The sequence below is a fragment of the Agromyces sp. 3263 genome, from assembly GCF_031456545.1.
GTDB lineage: Bacteria > Actinomycetota > Actinomycetes > Actinomycetales > Microbacteriaceae > Agromyces.
In genome coordinates, this window is the sequence record NZ_JAVDUV010000002.1 from 634,032 (window position 1) to 648,203 (window position 14,172).

Sequence of the window (14,172 nt, forward strand, 5' to 3'; positions counted from 1 at the left end):
GGCTCGCCACCTCGATCGGGTCGGTCCCCTGCGGTGATCGGTCCCGGGTCGGGGCCACCGGCACGATGGCCGCCGTCAGGACCAGATGACATTCCAGCTCCCTGTGGCGACGGCCGCGGTGGCCGACACCGCCGCCACGAGGCATCCGGCGGCGATGACCAGCCATTCGATGCCACCGAACTTCGCCGCTCGCGCCCAGGTGCGCGGGCCGGGCGCCCCGAAGGCCCGCGCCTCCATGGCGGTCGCGAGTGTGCTCCCCCGCCGGATGGCGAGCACCAGCAGGGCGAACGCCTGGCCGAGACCGCGCACGATCGCGCCGCGATCGCCAATTCCCCGGGCTCGCCTGGCGAGCCGCAGGGTGCGCCAGTCGTCGACGGAGGACCCGACGAGGCGCAGGGCAGCAAGCGCCCCCAGCACGAAACGGGCCGGCAGCCGCAGGGTCTGCGCGAGGCCGTCGGCCAGATCGGTGGGGTCGATGGTGAGGAACAGCACCACTGCCGGCAGCGCGATCGCGATGACGCGCGCGGTCGTCGCCAGCCCGATCTGCACCGATCCCTCGGTGATGTGGATCACGCCGAAGTCCCAGAGGACCTCGCCAGACGGAGCGCCGTAGAGCACCATGCTGAGACCGGTGAGCGGTGCTGCGAGCCACACCGGCAGCGTGCGCGGCGACCAGAGCAGCCCGCCAAGGCCGACGGCGGTGAACAGCACGATCTCGCAGATGATCGCGACCGTCGCCGAGACCACGTCGAGGGTGAGGACGAGCACGATGCTCAGGGGCACGGTGGCGGCCACCTTGGCGACGGGATTCACCGTCGCGAGCGGCAGGCCGGGCCGGACCGCGGCGATGCTCATCGGCCCGGCTCCCGTCGTGACGGCGGCGACGGCGCCACGGTGGTGCCAGCCATGTCGCGCCCGAGTTCGAGGCGGTCGTCGGCGATGGCGTCGACGAACGGCTCATCGTGCGTCACGGCCACGACGCCCACCCCCTGGTCGCGAAGCCCGACGATGAGCCGGGCGAGTTCGCGCCACGTCCCCGCGTCCTGACCGAACGTGGGCTCGTCGAGCACGAGCATGCGCGGTCGGCTGGCGATGGCCGTCGCCACCGAGAGGCGCCGCTTCTCGCCCCCGGAGAGCGTGAACGGGTTGGCCTCGGCCAGCCCCTCGAGGCGCAGTGCGGTGAGGAGTTCGTCGGTCCGCGACCGCCGTTCGGACTCGGGGCGACGCAGTGCCCGAGGCCCGACCTCGAGCTCGGCGCGCACGGAGCCGGTGATGAACTGGTGCTCGGGGCTCTGGAAGACCGTGCCGATGCGAGCCAGCAGGTCGCGCGAGCGCCAGCGCCATGGCTCGCCGGATACCCCGTTCGCCAGCGCGGCATCGGGCCGCAGCACACCGGCATCGGGTCTGAGGAGCCCCGCGAGCGTGAGGGCCAACGTCGACTTGCCCACGCCGTTGGGACCGGTGACGGCGAGGATGCGGCCCGCGTCGACCTGGACGTCGACGCCGCGCAGCACGGGCTGCCGGGCGACGCGGGCGACGTCGAGCCCGACGGCGGTGAGCAGCGGATGCCGTGACGAGGCCTCGGGCCGGGGCGCATGCCACGGCACCTCGTCGGGCAGCCACACGCCGGCGGCGCGGAGGTCGGCGGCCCGGGCGGACAGCACATCGGAGGGAGGGCCGTCGGCGAGCAGCCCTCCGTCGGGGCCGAGGACGACGATGCGATCGACCAGCGGCAGCCAGACGGAGACGCGGTGCTCGATGACGACCAACGTCGCACCGGTGTCGTCGGCGATCCGCCCGACGGCGTCGCGCACCTCACGCACGCCCGCCGGATCGAGGTTCGCCGTTGGTTCGTCGAGCAGGATGAGGCCCGGGCGCATCGCGAGCACGCCGGCGAGTGCCAATCGCTGGCGTTGCCCACCCGAGAGATCGGTCGTCGCATGGTCGAAGGGCAGGTCGAGGCCGACCGCCTCGAGTGCGGCACCGACTCGTGGCCAGATCTCGCCTCGTGGCACGCCCAGGTTCTCGAGTCCGAAGGCCACGTCATCGCCGAGCCGCGCCATCACCACCTGCGCGTCGGGATCCTGCAGCACGAGACCGGCGCGCCCCCTGGCGGCGGAGGCGGGAACTCGGTCGATGAGGAGCTCGCCGACCGACTCGCCCTCATCGTCTCCGCCGAGCACACCCGCCATGCCGTGCAGGAGGGTCGACTTGCCCGAACCGGAGGCGCCGAGCAGCAGGACCCGCTCCCCCGGCTCGATCTCGAGGTCGAGGGCGTGCACGGCCGCATCGCGTCGTCCGCCGTGGCGCCAGCCCCAGCCCCGGGCGGTCACGGCCGCCGGATGCGTCGACGCGTCGAGCGTCGCCATCGTCAGACCGCCCGGAGCTCGCGTCCCGCGGCGAACCGGTCGAGCGCGCCCGCCCGCGCCAGCCCGCGGACCGCGAGCCACGACAGGCCGCCGGCGATGAGCGCGCCGCCGACCACGGCCGAGATCGCGTAGACGATCGCGAAGGTCGGCGCCGCTCCGGCGTACCAGAGCACCAGGTCGTTGATCGCCATCGCCAGACCGGCCCCTGCACCGGCGAGCAGCACGACCGGCAGCCGCCAGTTGCGGTAGAGGAAGATCGCGAAGACGAGCTCGGCCCCCAATCCCTGCACGAGGCCGGCCTCGATCGTGAGCAGGCCGCCCCACTGGCTGCCGATGAGCGCTGAGACGATCGCGGCGACGAGCTCGGTGTAGACGGCCGCGCCGGGCTTGCGGATCACGAGCGCGCCGAGCACGCCGGCGACGAGCCAGACCGCCGCCGGTGCGGCCTGCAGGCCGGGAAGCAATGCCTCGACGGGTGCGGAGATGGGACCCCAGACCACGCCCCAGGCCCAGAAGACCACGCCGACGGCGACGCCGATGACGCTCGCCACCACGATGTCGACGACCCGCCAGCGGAGTCGTCGCGCACCGGGGCGCACGGCGGAAGAGGTGGAAGTGACGGTTGCGTGCACTGTCGTGCCCTTTCAGTTCGAGGAAAGAGGCACGGGATTCGAGATGCGCTGCCCTCCCTGCGCTGGCATGACCCAGATCAGGTTCGACGGTCGAAGGTTGAGAACCTTCCTCTCAGCCCGGCTCACCGGACTCCCGTGTTCGACATCAGAGTATACGCTCGCGTACGCCGGCGGCGACGTGATGAGGCTGTGGGACGCGCCTTGACCGACGAAGTGGCCGGCGGCCGCCCGGCGATCAGTGCTTCAGTGCGCGGATGATCGCCTTCAACGCCTTACCGGTCACCCAGACGAACGGGGTGGCGACGAGGATGAGGCCGATGAGGTTCGGCTCGAAGCGCACCTCGCCACGGCGGCCGACGTATGCGCCGAGCGGAATGGAGATGCCGCCACCGCCACCGCCGCTGCCCTGACCGTGGAGCTCGCGTGAGCCGCCACCGGTCGCGCCCGTGCCGGCGTCGGCGTCCGTCGTGCCGCCACCACCGCCGAATCCATAGGCGCCGAGTGCGACGGGAATCACCTTCGTGCCATCGATGTCGACCGCCTCGCCGTAGGACGTCTTCACGCCGACACCGGAGACGGTTCCTGCAAGGTCCAGAACGAGTTCAGCCATGCGAGCCACGCTACTCGCGGATGCCTCGTGCTACCAGCCCCACCCGGCGGCCGCAGCAGCGGCTTCGTCGTCGTCGGGGCCGGGCCGAGCGCGTCCGCCGCGACGTTCCGCGGCCGGGCGTACGAGTGTGGCCGGACGCACCGCGCCCGTTCCGAACTTGGCGGTGACCTCGTCGATCGTGCGTTCGGCGTCGCGCCACTCCTCGTCGGGGTCCCACAGCATCGCGCCGCTTCCCGACGGGCCGAGGTGCTCTGCGCGCACCCCGATGAGGCGCACGCGGGCGCCATCGCCGATGAGCTCACCGAGGGCGTCGGACGCCTCGTCGTAGATGCGGCGCGCAACGTCGGTGGGCTCCGCGAGCGTGCGCGAACGCGTGACCGTGCGGAAGTCGCCGTAGCGCAGCTTGAGCGTCACGGTGCGGCCGACGAGCCCGGCCTTGCGCAGTCGCACGGCCACATTGCTCGAGAGCCGCAGGAGCTCCCGGCGGATCTCGACGGGGTCGACGAGGTCGTGCCCGAACGTGTTCTCGTGCCCGATGCTCTTCTCGACGCGAGTGGTGTGCACGTCACGGGGGTCGACGCCGTTCGCCAGCCTGCTGAGCTGTGCCGCGAGCGCCGGCCCCACGGAGCGCTCGAGCGCGTCGTGGGGCATGGCCGCGACATCGCCGACGGTTCGCAGCCCCAGGCGGGTCAGTGATTCCTCAGTGACCCGGCCGACCCCCCACAGCGCCGACACCGGAAGCGGGTGCAGGAACTCGATGGTCTGCGCGGCCGGCACGACCAGCATCCCGTCGGGCTTCGCACGGCTGGAGGCCACCTTGGCGACGTACTTCGTGGCGGCCACCCCGATCGAGCAGGTGAGGCCGGTCTCTGCGTGCACGCGGTGGCGGATGGTCCACGCGATCTCGGCCGGACTGCCGTGCAGGCGCCGGGCGCCCGACACGTCGAGGAATGCCTCGTCGATCGAGAGGGGTTCCACGAGCGGCGTGAGCTGCTCGAAGATCGCCATGACCTGCTTCGAGTACCTCGCATAGCTCGCGTAGTCACCCCGCAGCACGATCGCGTTGGGGCAGCGCTGCAGGGCGATGGACATCGGCATCGCCGAATTGACGCCGTAGCGGCGCGCCTCGTAGCTCGCAGCCGAGACGACCCCGCGGCCCGCCGTGCCCCCGACGAGCACCGGCTTGCCGCGGAGCTCGGGCCTGGAGAGGAGCTCGACGGAGACGAAGAAGGCGTCCATGTCGACGTGCAGGATCGGGGTCGCCGAATCGTCGACGGGGCCGCTGGTGACCTGCCTCGACGAGCCGTCCTGCTTGCTCATGGTGCGACCCTAACCCGTGCCGCCGTCATCGACGGCAACGGGCTGCCATCGGCTCGTCGACGGCGGATCAGAACCCGAAGTCGCCGCCACCGAAGTCGCCGCCGCCACCGCCGAAGTCGCCACCATAGCCGCCGCCGTCGTAGCCTCCGTCGTACCCGCCGCCGTCGGCGGACGCGTCGCCACCGGCATCCGCCCCTGAATCGCCCGCGTCGGCGCCCGCGTCGAAGCTCGAGGCGTCGGGCAGGAACGCCTGCGCGATGGCCGAGCCGATCACGACGCCCGCGATGGTGCCGAGCATCGAGCTGCCGATCATGGCGCCCATGGAGGGGCCGGCCTGCATGGGTCGGCCATTGGCCGACGTGCCGGCGAAGGTGCGCTCCATCGTGCCCGGCTGGCGCATCTCGGCCCGGGTGGCCGCGCGGGCCAACGTCGTCGGATCCTCGGACGCAATGCGCTCACCGGGTGGCGCCTGCTCGGCGAGGGACTGGTACACCTGGTGGCGCTGCTCGGGTGTGAGCTTCGCGAACGCCTCGGCGTGGACCGCCTCGATCGACTCGGGCGGTGCCGTGCGCAGCAGGTAGCGGTAGCGCTCGATGGCGAGTTCATCCTCGCTCAGCTGTCGCTGCGGCGGCGCCGGCCGCGAGGGCGGCGCGGGTCGCTCGTCGGGTGCGCCGAACAGTCGGTCGAAGAAGCCCATGGTGTCCTCGTCAATCGCTCAGGGGACCACCCAATCTATGGGCGGCAGCAGCAAGCCCGCTGTGAGTCGCCGGGCCGGTGGGCGACAGGCTAGGCGCCGTCACCCGCCCGCTCGAGCACGAGCTCGCGCACGCGCGCGGCATCCGCCTTGCCGTGCATCGCCTTCATGACCGCGCCGATGACCGCGCCGGCCGCCTGCACCTTGCCGTCGCGGATCTTCGCGAGCACGTCGGGCTGCGACGCGAGCGCCTCATCGATCGCGGCCACGAGGGCGCCGTCGTCGGAGACCACCGCGAGCCCGCGGGCGTCGACGATCTGCTGCGGCGACCCCTCGCCCGCGGCGACGCCCTCGAGCACCTGGCGGGCGAGCCGGTCGGTGAGCGTGCCGGCCTCGACGAGCGCCGCCAGCTCGGCGACCTGCTGGGGCGTGGCCAACGACGCGGCATCCGTGCCCTTCGCGTTCGCGACGCGGGTGAGCTCACCGGTCCACCACTTGCGGGCCGCCCCCGGTGAGGCACCGGCCGCCACCGTCTCGGCGACCTCGACGAGCAGGCCGCCGTTCAGCACGTCCTGGAACTCGAGGTCGGTGAAGCCCCACTCCGCCTTCAGCCGGCGACGGTGCGCCGCCGGCGGCTCGGGCAGCTCGGCGCGCAACTGCTCGATGAGCTCCTGCGACGGCTCAACGGGCAGCAGGTCGGGCTCGGGGAAGTAGCGGTAGTCGTCGGCGTCGGACTTCGGTCGTCCGGGGCTCGTCGTGCCGGTGTCCTCGTGCCAGTGCCGGGTCTCCTGCGTGATCGTGCCGCCCTTGGCGAGGATCGCCGCCTGGCGCTGGATCTCGTACCGCACGGCACGCTCGATCGACCGGAACGAGTTCACGTTCTTCGTCTCGGTGCGCGTGCCGAGCTTTTCCGCGCCACGCGGCCGGAGCGACACGTTCGCATCGCAGCGCAGGTTGCCGCGCTCCATGCGGGCCTCGGAGATGCCGAGCGAGATCGCGATGTCGCGAATCGTCGAGACGTACGCCTTCGCCAGCTCGGGGGCGTCGGCCTCGGCGCCGAAGATCGGCTTGGTGACGATCTCGACGAGCGGCACGCCCGCGCGGTTGTAGTCGACGAGCGAGTACTCGGCGCCCTGGATGCGACCCGTCGAGCCGCCCACGTGCGTGAGCTTGCCGGCGTCCTCCTCCATGTGCGCACGTTCGATCGGCACCTGGAAGACCCGTCCGTTCGGCAGCTCGACCTCGACCGAGCCCTCGTAGGCGATGGGCTCGTCGTACTGCGAGATCTGGTAGTTCTTCGCCAGGTCGGGGTAGAAGTAGTTCTTGCGCGCGAAGCGGCTCGACGCGGCGATCGAGCAGCCGAGCGCGAGCCCGAGCGAGATCGACGAGCGCACCGCATCGCCGTTCACCACGGGGAGTGACCCGGGCAGGCCCAGGCACACGGGCGTGATCAGCGTGTTCGGCTCGGCGCCATGGTACTTCGAGTTCGCCGGGTTGGGCGCCGGCGAGAACATCTTCGTCTCGGTGTTCAGCTCGACGTGCACCTCGAGGCCGATCACCGGCTCGAAGAGCTCGAGGGCCCGGTCGTAGTCCATCAGTTCTGCGCGGGCCATCAGACGGCGCCCTCCTCGGTCGCGAGCAGTTCATGGGTGCTGAGGTCGGGGAGCCCGTCGAGGATGGGCCGGCCCCATTCGGCGAGCAGCAGCCGCTCGAGTGCGCCGCCCACGTTGTAGAGGCGGGCGTCCTCGCGCGCTGGCGCGAGGAACTGGATGCCGACCGGCAGGCCGTCTTCAGGCGCCAGGCCGGCGGGCACCGAGATGCCGGGCACGCCCGCGAGATTCGCCGGGATAGTGGCGACGTCGTTGAGGTACATCGCCAGCGGGTCGTCGAGCTTCTCGCCCAGCTTGAACGCGGTGGTGGGCGCGGTCGGTGTGGCCAGCACGTCGACGTTCGCGAACGCGGCGTCGAAGTCGCGCTGAACGAGGGTGCGCACCTTCTGCGCGCTGCCGTAGTACGCGTCGTAGTAGCCGGCCGACAGCGCGTAGGTGCCGAGGATGATTCGGCGCTTCACCTCGGGGCCGAACCCGGCCTCGCGCGTGGCGGCCATGACCTGCTCGACCGTGCCGCCGCCGTCGGGCGTGACCCGCAGGCCGAAGCGCACCGAGTCGAACTTCGCCAGGTTGGAGGATGCCTCGGCCGGGAGGATCAGGTAGTACGCCGCGATCGCGTACTCGAAGTGCGGGGCCGAGACCTCGACGATCTCGGCGCCGTTGCGCTCGAGGAGCTCCAGCGACTCGTGGAACCGCTGCCGCACGCCCGCCTGGAAGCCGTCGGAGTCGAGCTCCTTGACGACGCCGATGCGCAGACCCGCGACATCCGCCCGCCGCACCGCATCGGCCATGGACGGCCACGCGTCGGGGATCGACGTGGAGTCATGGGGGTCGTGCCCCGCGATCACATCGTGGAGCAGGGCCGCGTCGAGCACCGTGCGGGTGACGGGGCCGATCTGGTCGAGCGACGAGGCGAGCGCGATCGAGCCGTAGCGGCTGACGGCGCCGTACGTGGGCTTCACGCCGACGGTGCCCGTGACGTGCGCCGGCTGGCGGATCGAGCCGCCGGTGTCGGAGCCGAGCGCCAGCGGCGCCTCGAAGCTGGCGACGGATGCCGCGGAGCCGCCGCCCGAGCCGCCGGGGATGCGCTCGAGGTCCCACGGGTTGTGGGTCGGGCCGTACGCGGAGTGCTCGGTGGAGGAGCCCATCGCGAACTCGTCCATGTTGGTCTTGCCGAGCGGGACCAGGCCGGCCTCGCGGACGAGCCGCACCGGCGTGGCGTCGTAGGGCGGGATCCACCCCTCGAGGATGCGCGAGCCGGCCGTCGAGGGCATGCCCTCGGTGACGAGCACGTCCTTGATGGCGATGGGAACGCCGGCGAGCGGGCCGAGCTCCTCGCCGGCCGCCCGGCGCCGGTCGACCTCCGCGGCGGTCGCGAGGGCGCGCTCGGTGTCCACGTGGAGGAACGCGTGCACGGCGCCGTCGACCGCGGTGATGCGATCGAGGTGGGCCTGGGTGGCCTCGACCGACGAGACCTCGCCGGCGGCCAGGCGTTGGCCGAGGTCGGCGGCGGACAGGCGGATCAGGTCGCTCACTGCTCCTCCCCCAGGATCGCCGACACCACGAAGCGCGAGCCGTCGGACTCGGGGGCGCCCGCGAGCGCCTGGTCGACCGTGAGCACGTTGTCGCCCACCACGTCGTCGCGGAAGACGTTGTGCATCGGGATCGGGTGGCTCGTCGGCGGCACGTCGGGCGTGGCCACCTCGCTCACCTTCTCGACCGCCTGCATGATCTGGCCGAGCTCCGCCGTGAGGTGCTCGATCTCTTCCTCGGTGAGCGCGATGCGGGCGAGGTTCGCGAGATGCGCGACCTGCTCCGCATTGATTTCGGACATGCTGCTCCGTCGTGTCGGGATGGGGATGAAGCGATTCTATCGGTGGGGGCGGCGTTCGCTCAGCGGCGGCTCCGCCACGGCCTCCGCTACGGCTTGCCGAACAGGCCCACGCCGTACTTGTGCAGCAGCTCGTAGGCGTCGGCGTAGGTCTGGGGCACCGGGTCGTCGGGCGAGCCGTACTTGGCGATCAGCAGGCCCAGCAGTCCCTGCGCAGGTGGGCTCAGCGGCTTGTCCTTGTGGGCGTTCGCCGGATGCGGCGCCTCGGCCTGCGGATTCGGCGGGATGAACTGCGGGGTGGTCGACGGCCAGGTGACCGGCTGCCGCGGCTTCTCGAGGTTCACGACGTTGAAGAGGTCCTTCGCGTCGACGTCGCGCTGCGTGAGCGGGTCGAGTCCGTGTAGGCGCGACAACGTGGCGATGACGGCAGCGTGGTGCATCTCGTCATGCACGATCGTGCCGGCACGGGTGAACGCGGAGACGGCGATCGCGGGCACGCGGCATCCGAGCCGGTCGAATCCGAAGCCCATCTCCCCGTTCGAGTCGTCGTGAGGCGGGGTCGCCTCGGGCGGCGTGACGTGGTCGTACGTGCCGCCGTGCTCGTCGAACGTGATGAGGAACATGGTGTTCATGGCGTTCGAGCCACTGGGCGAGGCACTCGTCCTGATCGCGTCGTAGACCTGGTGCACGAGCGCCTCGCCGGCTCGGACATCGGAGATCGCGGAGTCCACGACGTCCTCGCCCGCGACCACGTCTTCCTTCAGCTTGCCGACCGGCGGGTGGAAGTCGTTGTGGTTGTACGTCATACGCGGCTCGATGAACGCGTAGGCCGGCAGCCGACCCTCTCGCACATCCTCGTAGAACTGGCTCATCGTGGCGAAGTGCGCGGTGCGCCAGTACGGCTCGAGCGACGGGGCGTGCAGCACGCCGGTGAACGAGACGAGCTGGAGCTCGTCGAAGTAGATGCGCCAGGACACGCCGGCGTCCTCGAGCCGGTTGAAGACCGTGGGAGCCGCGGGCGCGTCGAGCCACTTGTCGTAGCCGCCGCCCTGCTCGTTGGTCACGAATCCGTGCGACGTCGACGCGTGGAAGAACGAGCGGTTGCAGAAGGTCTGCGACGGCACCGCGCAGTGCCAGTGGTCGTAGACCGCGAAGTTCTTCGCGAGCGTCGACAGCACGGGCAGCATCTGCGGCGAGAACGACCCCATGATGTGCTTCGCCTCGTCGGCTGACGGCGCCGCGCCCTTGCGCAGGGTCGTGAAGTGGTTCCAGTAGTCGGTGAGGAAGCCCGACATGTCACCGGTGGCCGACTTCGCCGGCGTGTTGTAGGGCTCCTTCATCTCGTGCATCTCGGCCGTCGCGTTGCTCGGCGGGTCGATGGTGCCGAACAACTGGGTGTTCACGTGCGGGAACGCCTCGCCCGGGTCGGGGTTCGGGCGGCCCATGATCTCGTCGGTCGAGCCCTCGTACACGTGCGCCGCCACGACCGTGCCGTCGGGCGCCGTGTTCTGGTGGTCGCCGAACGCGAGGCCCTCGAAGGTCTCGCCGTCGGGCAGGTCGTCTGCGGTGTAGAGGTAGCCGAGCAGGTTGTCGAACGAGCGGTTCTCGCCCATCAGCACGACGAGGTGGTCGAACCCCGCCTTCTGCGGCGCGCTGAGGGGCACGAACTCGTCCACGCCGCGCGAATAGCCGATCGAATGGCCCACCGCCGCGCCGGCCGCCCCGCCGACCACCGCGCCCGCGGCCGCTGCCCCGCCGATCCGCAGGAATTCGCGACGGGAGGCACCGGTTCGACCGCCGGAATGGCCGTCGTCGGCCTCATGACCCGTGCCGTCATCGGCAGTCTCATCGGGCCGGCTGTCCTCGTCGCCCACGGTTCCCCCTCCGCACTCAGCTCTCGATCGCTGACGGTCCTTCGGCGACCAGCCGCGCGAACTGCGCGGCATCGATCACCCGAAGGCCGAGCGCCTCGGCCTTCGCCAGCTTGGAGCCCGCGCCCGGTCCGGCTGCGACGAAGTCGGTGTTCTTCGACACGCTCGACGCAGCCTTGCCGCCGGCCGCGATGATCGCCTCCTGTGCGCCCTCTCGGGTGAACCCCTCGAGCGAGCCGGTCGCGACGATCGTGAGCCCGGCGAGCACTCCCCCAGCCAGCGCGGCCGCGCCCGGACCGGGATGACCGGGCGTCGCGAACTGCACGCCCGACGCGGTCCATCGGTCGAGAATCTCGCGGTGCCAGTCGACCTCGAACCACTCGAGCAGCGAGTCGGCGATGATCGGGCCGACGCCGTCGACCTCGGCGAGCTCGGTCCGCTCGGCCGCGCGGATGGCGTCGAGCGAGCCGAAGTGATCGGCGAGCGCGCGGGCGGCGACCGGCCCGACGTGCCGGATGTTGAGGGCGACGAGGATGCGCCAGAGCGGCTTGGTCTTCGCCAGCTCGAGGTTGGCGACGAGCTCATAGGCCGCCTTCGACGGCACATGCGTCGGGTCGCCGGCGAACTCGGCGGCATCGGCGTCGTAGGCGGCGTCGGCGCCCTTGCCGGTTCGCCGGCGAAGTCGGCGGAACGGCGCCCGGTACACGGGGGTTCCGTCGTCTTCGAGGCGCGGGAGTCCCGTCTCGACGTCGCGCACGACCACCTCGATCGGGAAGAGCTCGCGCACGGTCAGGTCGAACAGCCCCGCCTCGGTCGGCAGCGGCGGCTCGGCGGGCACCGCGGGATGTGTCAGCGCCGCGGCCGACACCTCGCCCAGCGCCTCGACGTCGAGGGCGCCCCGCGAGCCGATGTGCTCCACGCGCCCGCGCACCTGCGCGGGACAGCTGCGCGCGTTGGGGCAGCGGAGGTCGATGTCGCCCTCCTTCATCGGCCGCAGCGGCGTGCCGCACTCGGGACACTCGGCGGGCATGACGAAGGCCCGCTCGGTGCCGTCGCGGAGTTCGACGACGGGGCCGAGCACCTCGGGGATGACGTCGCCGGCCTTGCGCAGCACGACCGTGTCGCCGATGAGCACGCCCTTGGCCTTCACGACCTCCTGGTTGTGGAGGGTCGCCTGCCGCACCACGGAGCCGGCGACGCGGACCGGCTCCATGACCGCGAACGGCGTCGCACGTCCCGTGCGCCCGACGCTCACGACCACGTCGAGGAGCTTGGTGTTCACCTGCTCGGGCGGGTACTTGTAGGCGATCGCCCAGCGGGGCGCCCGGCTGGTCGCGCCGAGCTCGTCGTGCAGGGCGAGCTCGTCGACCTTCACGACGATGCCGTCGATCTCGTGCTCGACGTCGTGGCGGTGCTCGCCGTGGTGGGCCACGAAGTCCTGCACCCCCTGCACCGAGTCGAGCACGCGGAAGTGCGGGCTCGTGGGCAGCCCCCATCCGGCGAGCAGCTCGTAGACCTCGGATTGGGAGGACACCGGCGGATCGGGCCAGGCGCCGATGCCGTGCACGAGCATGCGCAGCCGTGAGAGCCGATCGCGCATGAGGGCGAGCTGGGCCGCGTTCTTGTTCTCGGCCTTCTGCCGCAGCGAGCCGCTGGCCGCGTTCCGCGCATTCGCGAACTCGCGCTCGCCCGCAGCCGTCTGCCGGGCGTTGAGCTCGTCGAACAGCGCGGTGGGGAAGAACACCTCGCCTCGCACCTCGACGAGGGGCGGATGCCCCGTGCCGGCGAGCTGCGTCGGGATGCCCCGGACGTACCGCACGTTCTCGGTGACGTCCTCGCCGACGCGGCCGTCCCCTCGGGTGGCCGCGGTCACGAGGCGCCCGTGCTCGTAGCGGAGGTTCAGGGCGAGGCCGTCGATCTTGAGTTCGCACAGCCAGTGCACGGGACGGCCGGCGGACGCCTGCGCGCGATTCGCCCACTCGGCGAGCTCGTCGGGCGAGAAGACGTTGTCGAGGCTGAGCATGCGTTCGGCATGCTCGACCGGCGCGAAGAGGGTGGTCTCGCCGCGCCCGCCCACGGTCAGCGTGGGGCTGTCCTGGCTCTGCAGCTCGGGATACGCGCGCTCGAGGGCCTCGAGCTCGTGCATGAGCCCGTCGTACTCGGCGTCGGAGATGATCGTCGTGTCGCGCTCGTAGTACGCGTCGCGCGCCTCGTTGATGCGAATCGTGAGGCGCTCCACCTCGTCGGCCGCGTCGGGGAGGCTGATGCCCTGGTCGATGTCGTCGTCCGCCACATCGACAGTCTAGGGACGCCCTCCGACGCGGCCGACCCGCTACGCCTCGAATCCGGCGCGGTCGACCTTGCGGTGGTAGTGCGTGCCCGCCTTGCCGCCGAGGATGGCGCCGCCGAGGCTGGCGAGGGCCACCACGACCGCGGTGACGATGCCGGCGACCGTGAGGTCGCCCTCGGTCACGGGGATGCGCGGGAACACGTTGAGGTTGGCGAAGAGGTCGAACCGGCTGCCGATGAGGACGCCGAGGAGCGCCACCACGATGGCGATCACGAGGGCCCAGACCCAGACGGCCAGGCCCTGGACCATGCCGTTGAAGCGTGCCATCCGGCCGGCGACGTAGCCACCGCAGTAGTAGGCGACGAACAGGATGACGAGCAGCGCGATCGCGCCGATCCACCCGATCGCCTCGGGAGCCAGTCCGATGTCGTCGGCCGCGGCTTCGGCGTCGTCCACGCCGAGGCCGAGCGCTGCTCCGGTCGCCGCGAGGAGCGCCGTGAGGAGCGTCGTGGTTCCGACGGCCGTGAGCCATCCGAAGAAGGCCGAGCCGACCTTCACGCCGCCGAACGCCTCGCGCTCCCGCGCGACGACATCACGGCGCTGCTGCGCCGGATCCATGACCTGGCGGCGGTCGTCGACGCCGTCGGCGTTCCGGTCGATCACCTGGCGGCGGTCGTCGACGCCGTCGGCGTTCCGGTCGATCACCTCACGGCGGTCGTCGACGCCGTCGGCGTCGCGGTCCACGGCGGGCCGCAGATCAGTCCGCTCGGTGGCGGGCACCGTCGCGGACACGGCCCTGGTGTCCCCCGGTGCGGTGACCGGTCGCTCGGGATAACTGGCGGCGGGGTCTCGTGGGGTACTCACGGTGCAACCTCCTCGTCGTTCGGATGGCGCCGCTGATGTCAGCGCAGCCGCGAATCTACGCCGTGATGGTTCCGACGGCAC

The 14,172-nt window shown here is 71.5% G+C and carries 12 protein-coding genes and 1 riboswitch; all 12 genes read right to left on the bottom strand.

Annotated features, from left to right (window positions below; all coding sequences use genetic code 11):
- Positions 1 to 75 precede the first annotated feature (75 nt).
- Positions 76 to 855, bottom strand: a complete 780-nt coding sequence (locus tag J2X63_RS16305) for an energy-coupling factor transporter transmembrane component T (RefSeq protein WP_309979137.1) — start codon at positions 853 to 855, stop codon at positions 76 to 78.
- On the bottom strand, positions 852 to 2,369 hold the full coding sequence (locus tag J2X63_RS16310) for an ATP-binding cassette domain-containing protein (RefSeq protein WP_309979138.1): 1,518 nt from the start codon (positions 2,367 to 2,369) through the stop codon (positions 852 to 854). The genes J2X63_RS16305 and J2X63_RS16310 overlap by 4 nt, the downstream gene beginning before the upstream one ends.
- A gap of 2 nt (positions 2,370 to 2,371) precedes the next feature.
- Positions 2,372 to 3,001: an ECF transporter S component gene (locus J2X63_RS16315; RefSeq protein WP_396133167.1), complete on the bottom strand. Its 630-nt coding sequence runs from the start codon at positions 2,999 to 3,001 to the stop codon at positions 2,372 to 2,374.
- Between the two features lie 37 nt (positions 3,002 to 3,038).
- Positions 3,039 to 3,148: riboswitch (TPP riboswitch) on the bottom strand.
- Between the two features lie 88 nt (positions 3,149 to 3,236).
- A complete protein-coding gene (locus J2X63_RS16320) occupies positions 3,237 to 3,611 on the bottom strand; it encodes a hypothetical protein (RefSeq protein WP_309979142.1) in 375 nt (124 codons plus the stop codon).
- A gap of 30 nt (positions 3,612 to 3,641) precedes the next feature.
- The gene (locus tag J2X63_RS16325; RefSeq protein WP_309979144.1) at positions 3,642 to 4,931 is read right to left on the bottom strand and encodes a DNA polymerase IV; all 1,290 of its coding nucleotides are present in this window, start codon (positions 4,929 to 4,931) and stop codon (positions 3,642 to 3,644) included.
- A 67-nt stretch (positions 4,932 to 4,998) separates the two neighbouring features.
- Positions 4,999 to 5,628 (bottom strand): hypothetical protein, encoded by a 630-nt coding sequence (locus J2X63_RS16330; RefSeq protein ID WP_309979146.1) that lies wholly within the window; start codon positions 5,626 to 5,628, stop codon positions 4,999 to 5,001.
- 89 nt (positions 5,629 to 5,717) lie between these two features.
- Positions 5,718 to 7,238, bottom strand: a complete 1,521-nt coding sequence (gene gatB, locus J2X63_RS16335; protein WP_309979148.1) for an Asp-tRNA(Asn)/Glu-tRNA(Gln) amidotransferase subunit GatB — start codon at positions 7,236 to 7,238, stop codon at positions 5,718 to 5,720.
- Positions 7,238 to 8,770, bottom strand: coding sequence for an Asp-tRNA(Asn)/Glu-tRNA(Gln) amidotransferase subunit GatA (gene gatA, locus J2X63_RS16340; protein WP_309979151.1), 1,533 nt, complete (start codon positions 8,768 to 8,770; stop codon positions 7,238 to 7,240). Before gatA ends, gatB begins: the two co-directional genes overlap by 1 nt.
- A complete protein-coding gene (gene gatC, locus J2X63_RS16345) occupies positions 8,767 to 9,069 on the bottom strand; it encodes an Asp-tRNA(Asn)/Glu-tRNA(Gln) amidotransferase subunit GatC (protein ID WP_159603436.1) in 303 nt (100 codons plus the stop codon). Before gatC ends, gatA begins: the two co-directional genes overlap by 4 nt.
- A gap of 86 nt (positions 9,070 to 9,155) precedes the next feature.
- A complete protein-coding gene (locus J2X63_RS16350; protein WP_309979154.1) occupies positions 9,156 to 10,940 on the bottom strand; it encodes an alkaline phosphatase family protein in 1,785 nt (594 codons plus the stop codon).
- Positions 10,941 to 10,956: 16 nt separating this feature from the next.
- Complete coding sequence (gene ligA / locus J2X63_RS16355) at positions 10,957 to 13,230, bottom strand: NAD-dependent DNA ligase LigA (protein WP_309979156.1); 2,274 nt, start codon at positions 13,228 to 13,230, stop codon at positions 10,957 to 10,959.
- Positions 13,231 to 13,269: 39 nt separating this feature from the next.
- On the bottom strand, positions 13,270 to 14,091 hold the full coding sequence (locus tag J2X63_RS16360) for a YrzE family protein (RefSeq protein ID WP_309979157.1): 822 nt from the start codon (positions 14,089 to 14,091) through the stop codon (positions 13,270 to 13,272).
- Positions 14,092 to 14,172: the final 81 nt, after the last annotated feature.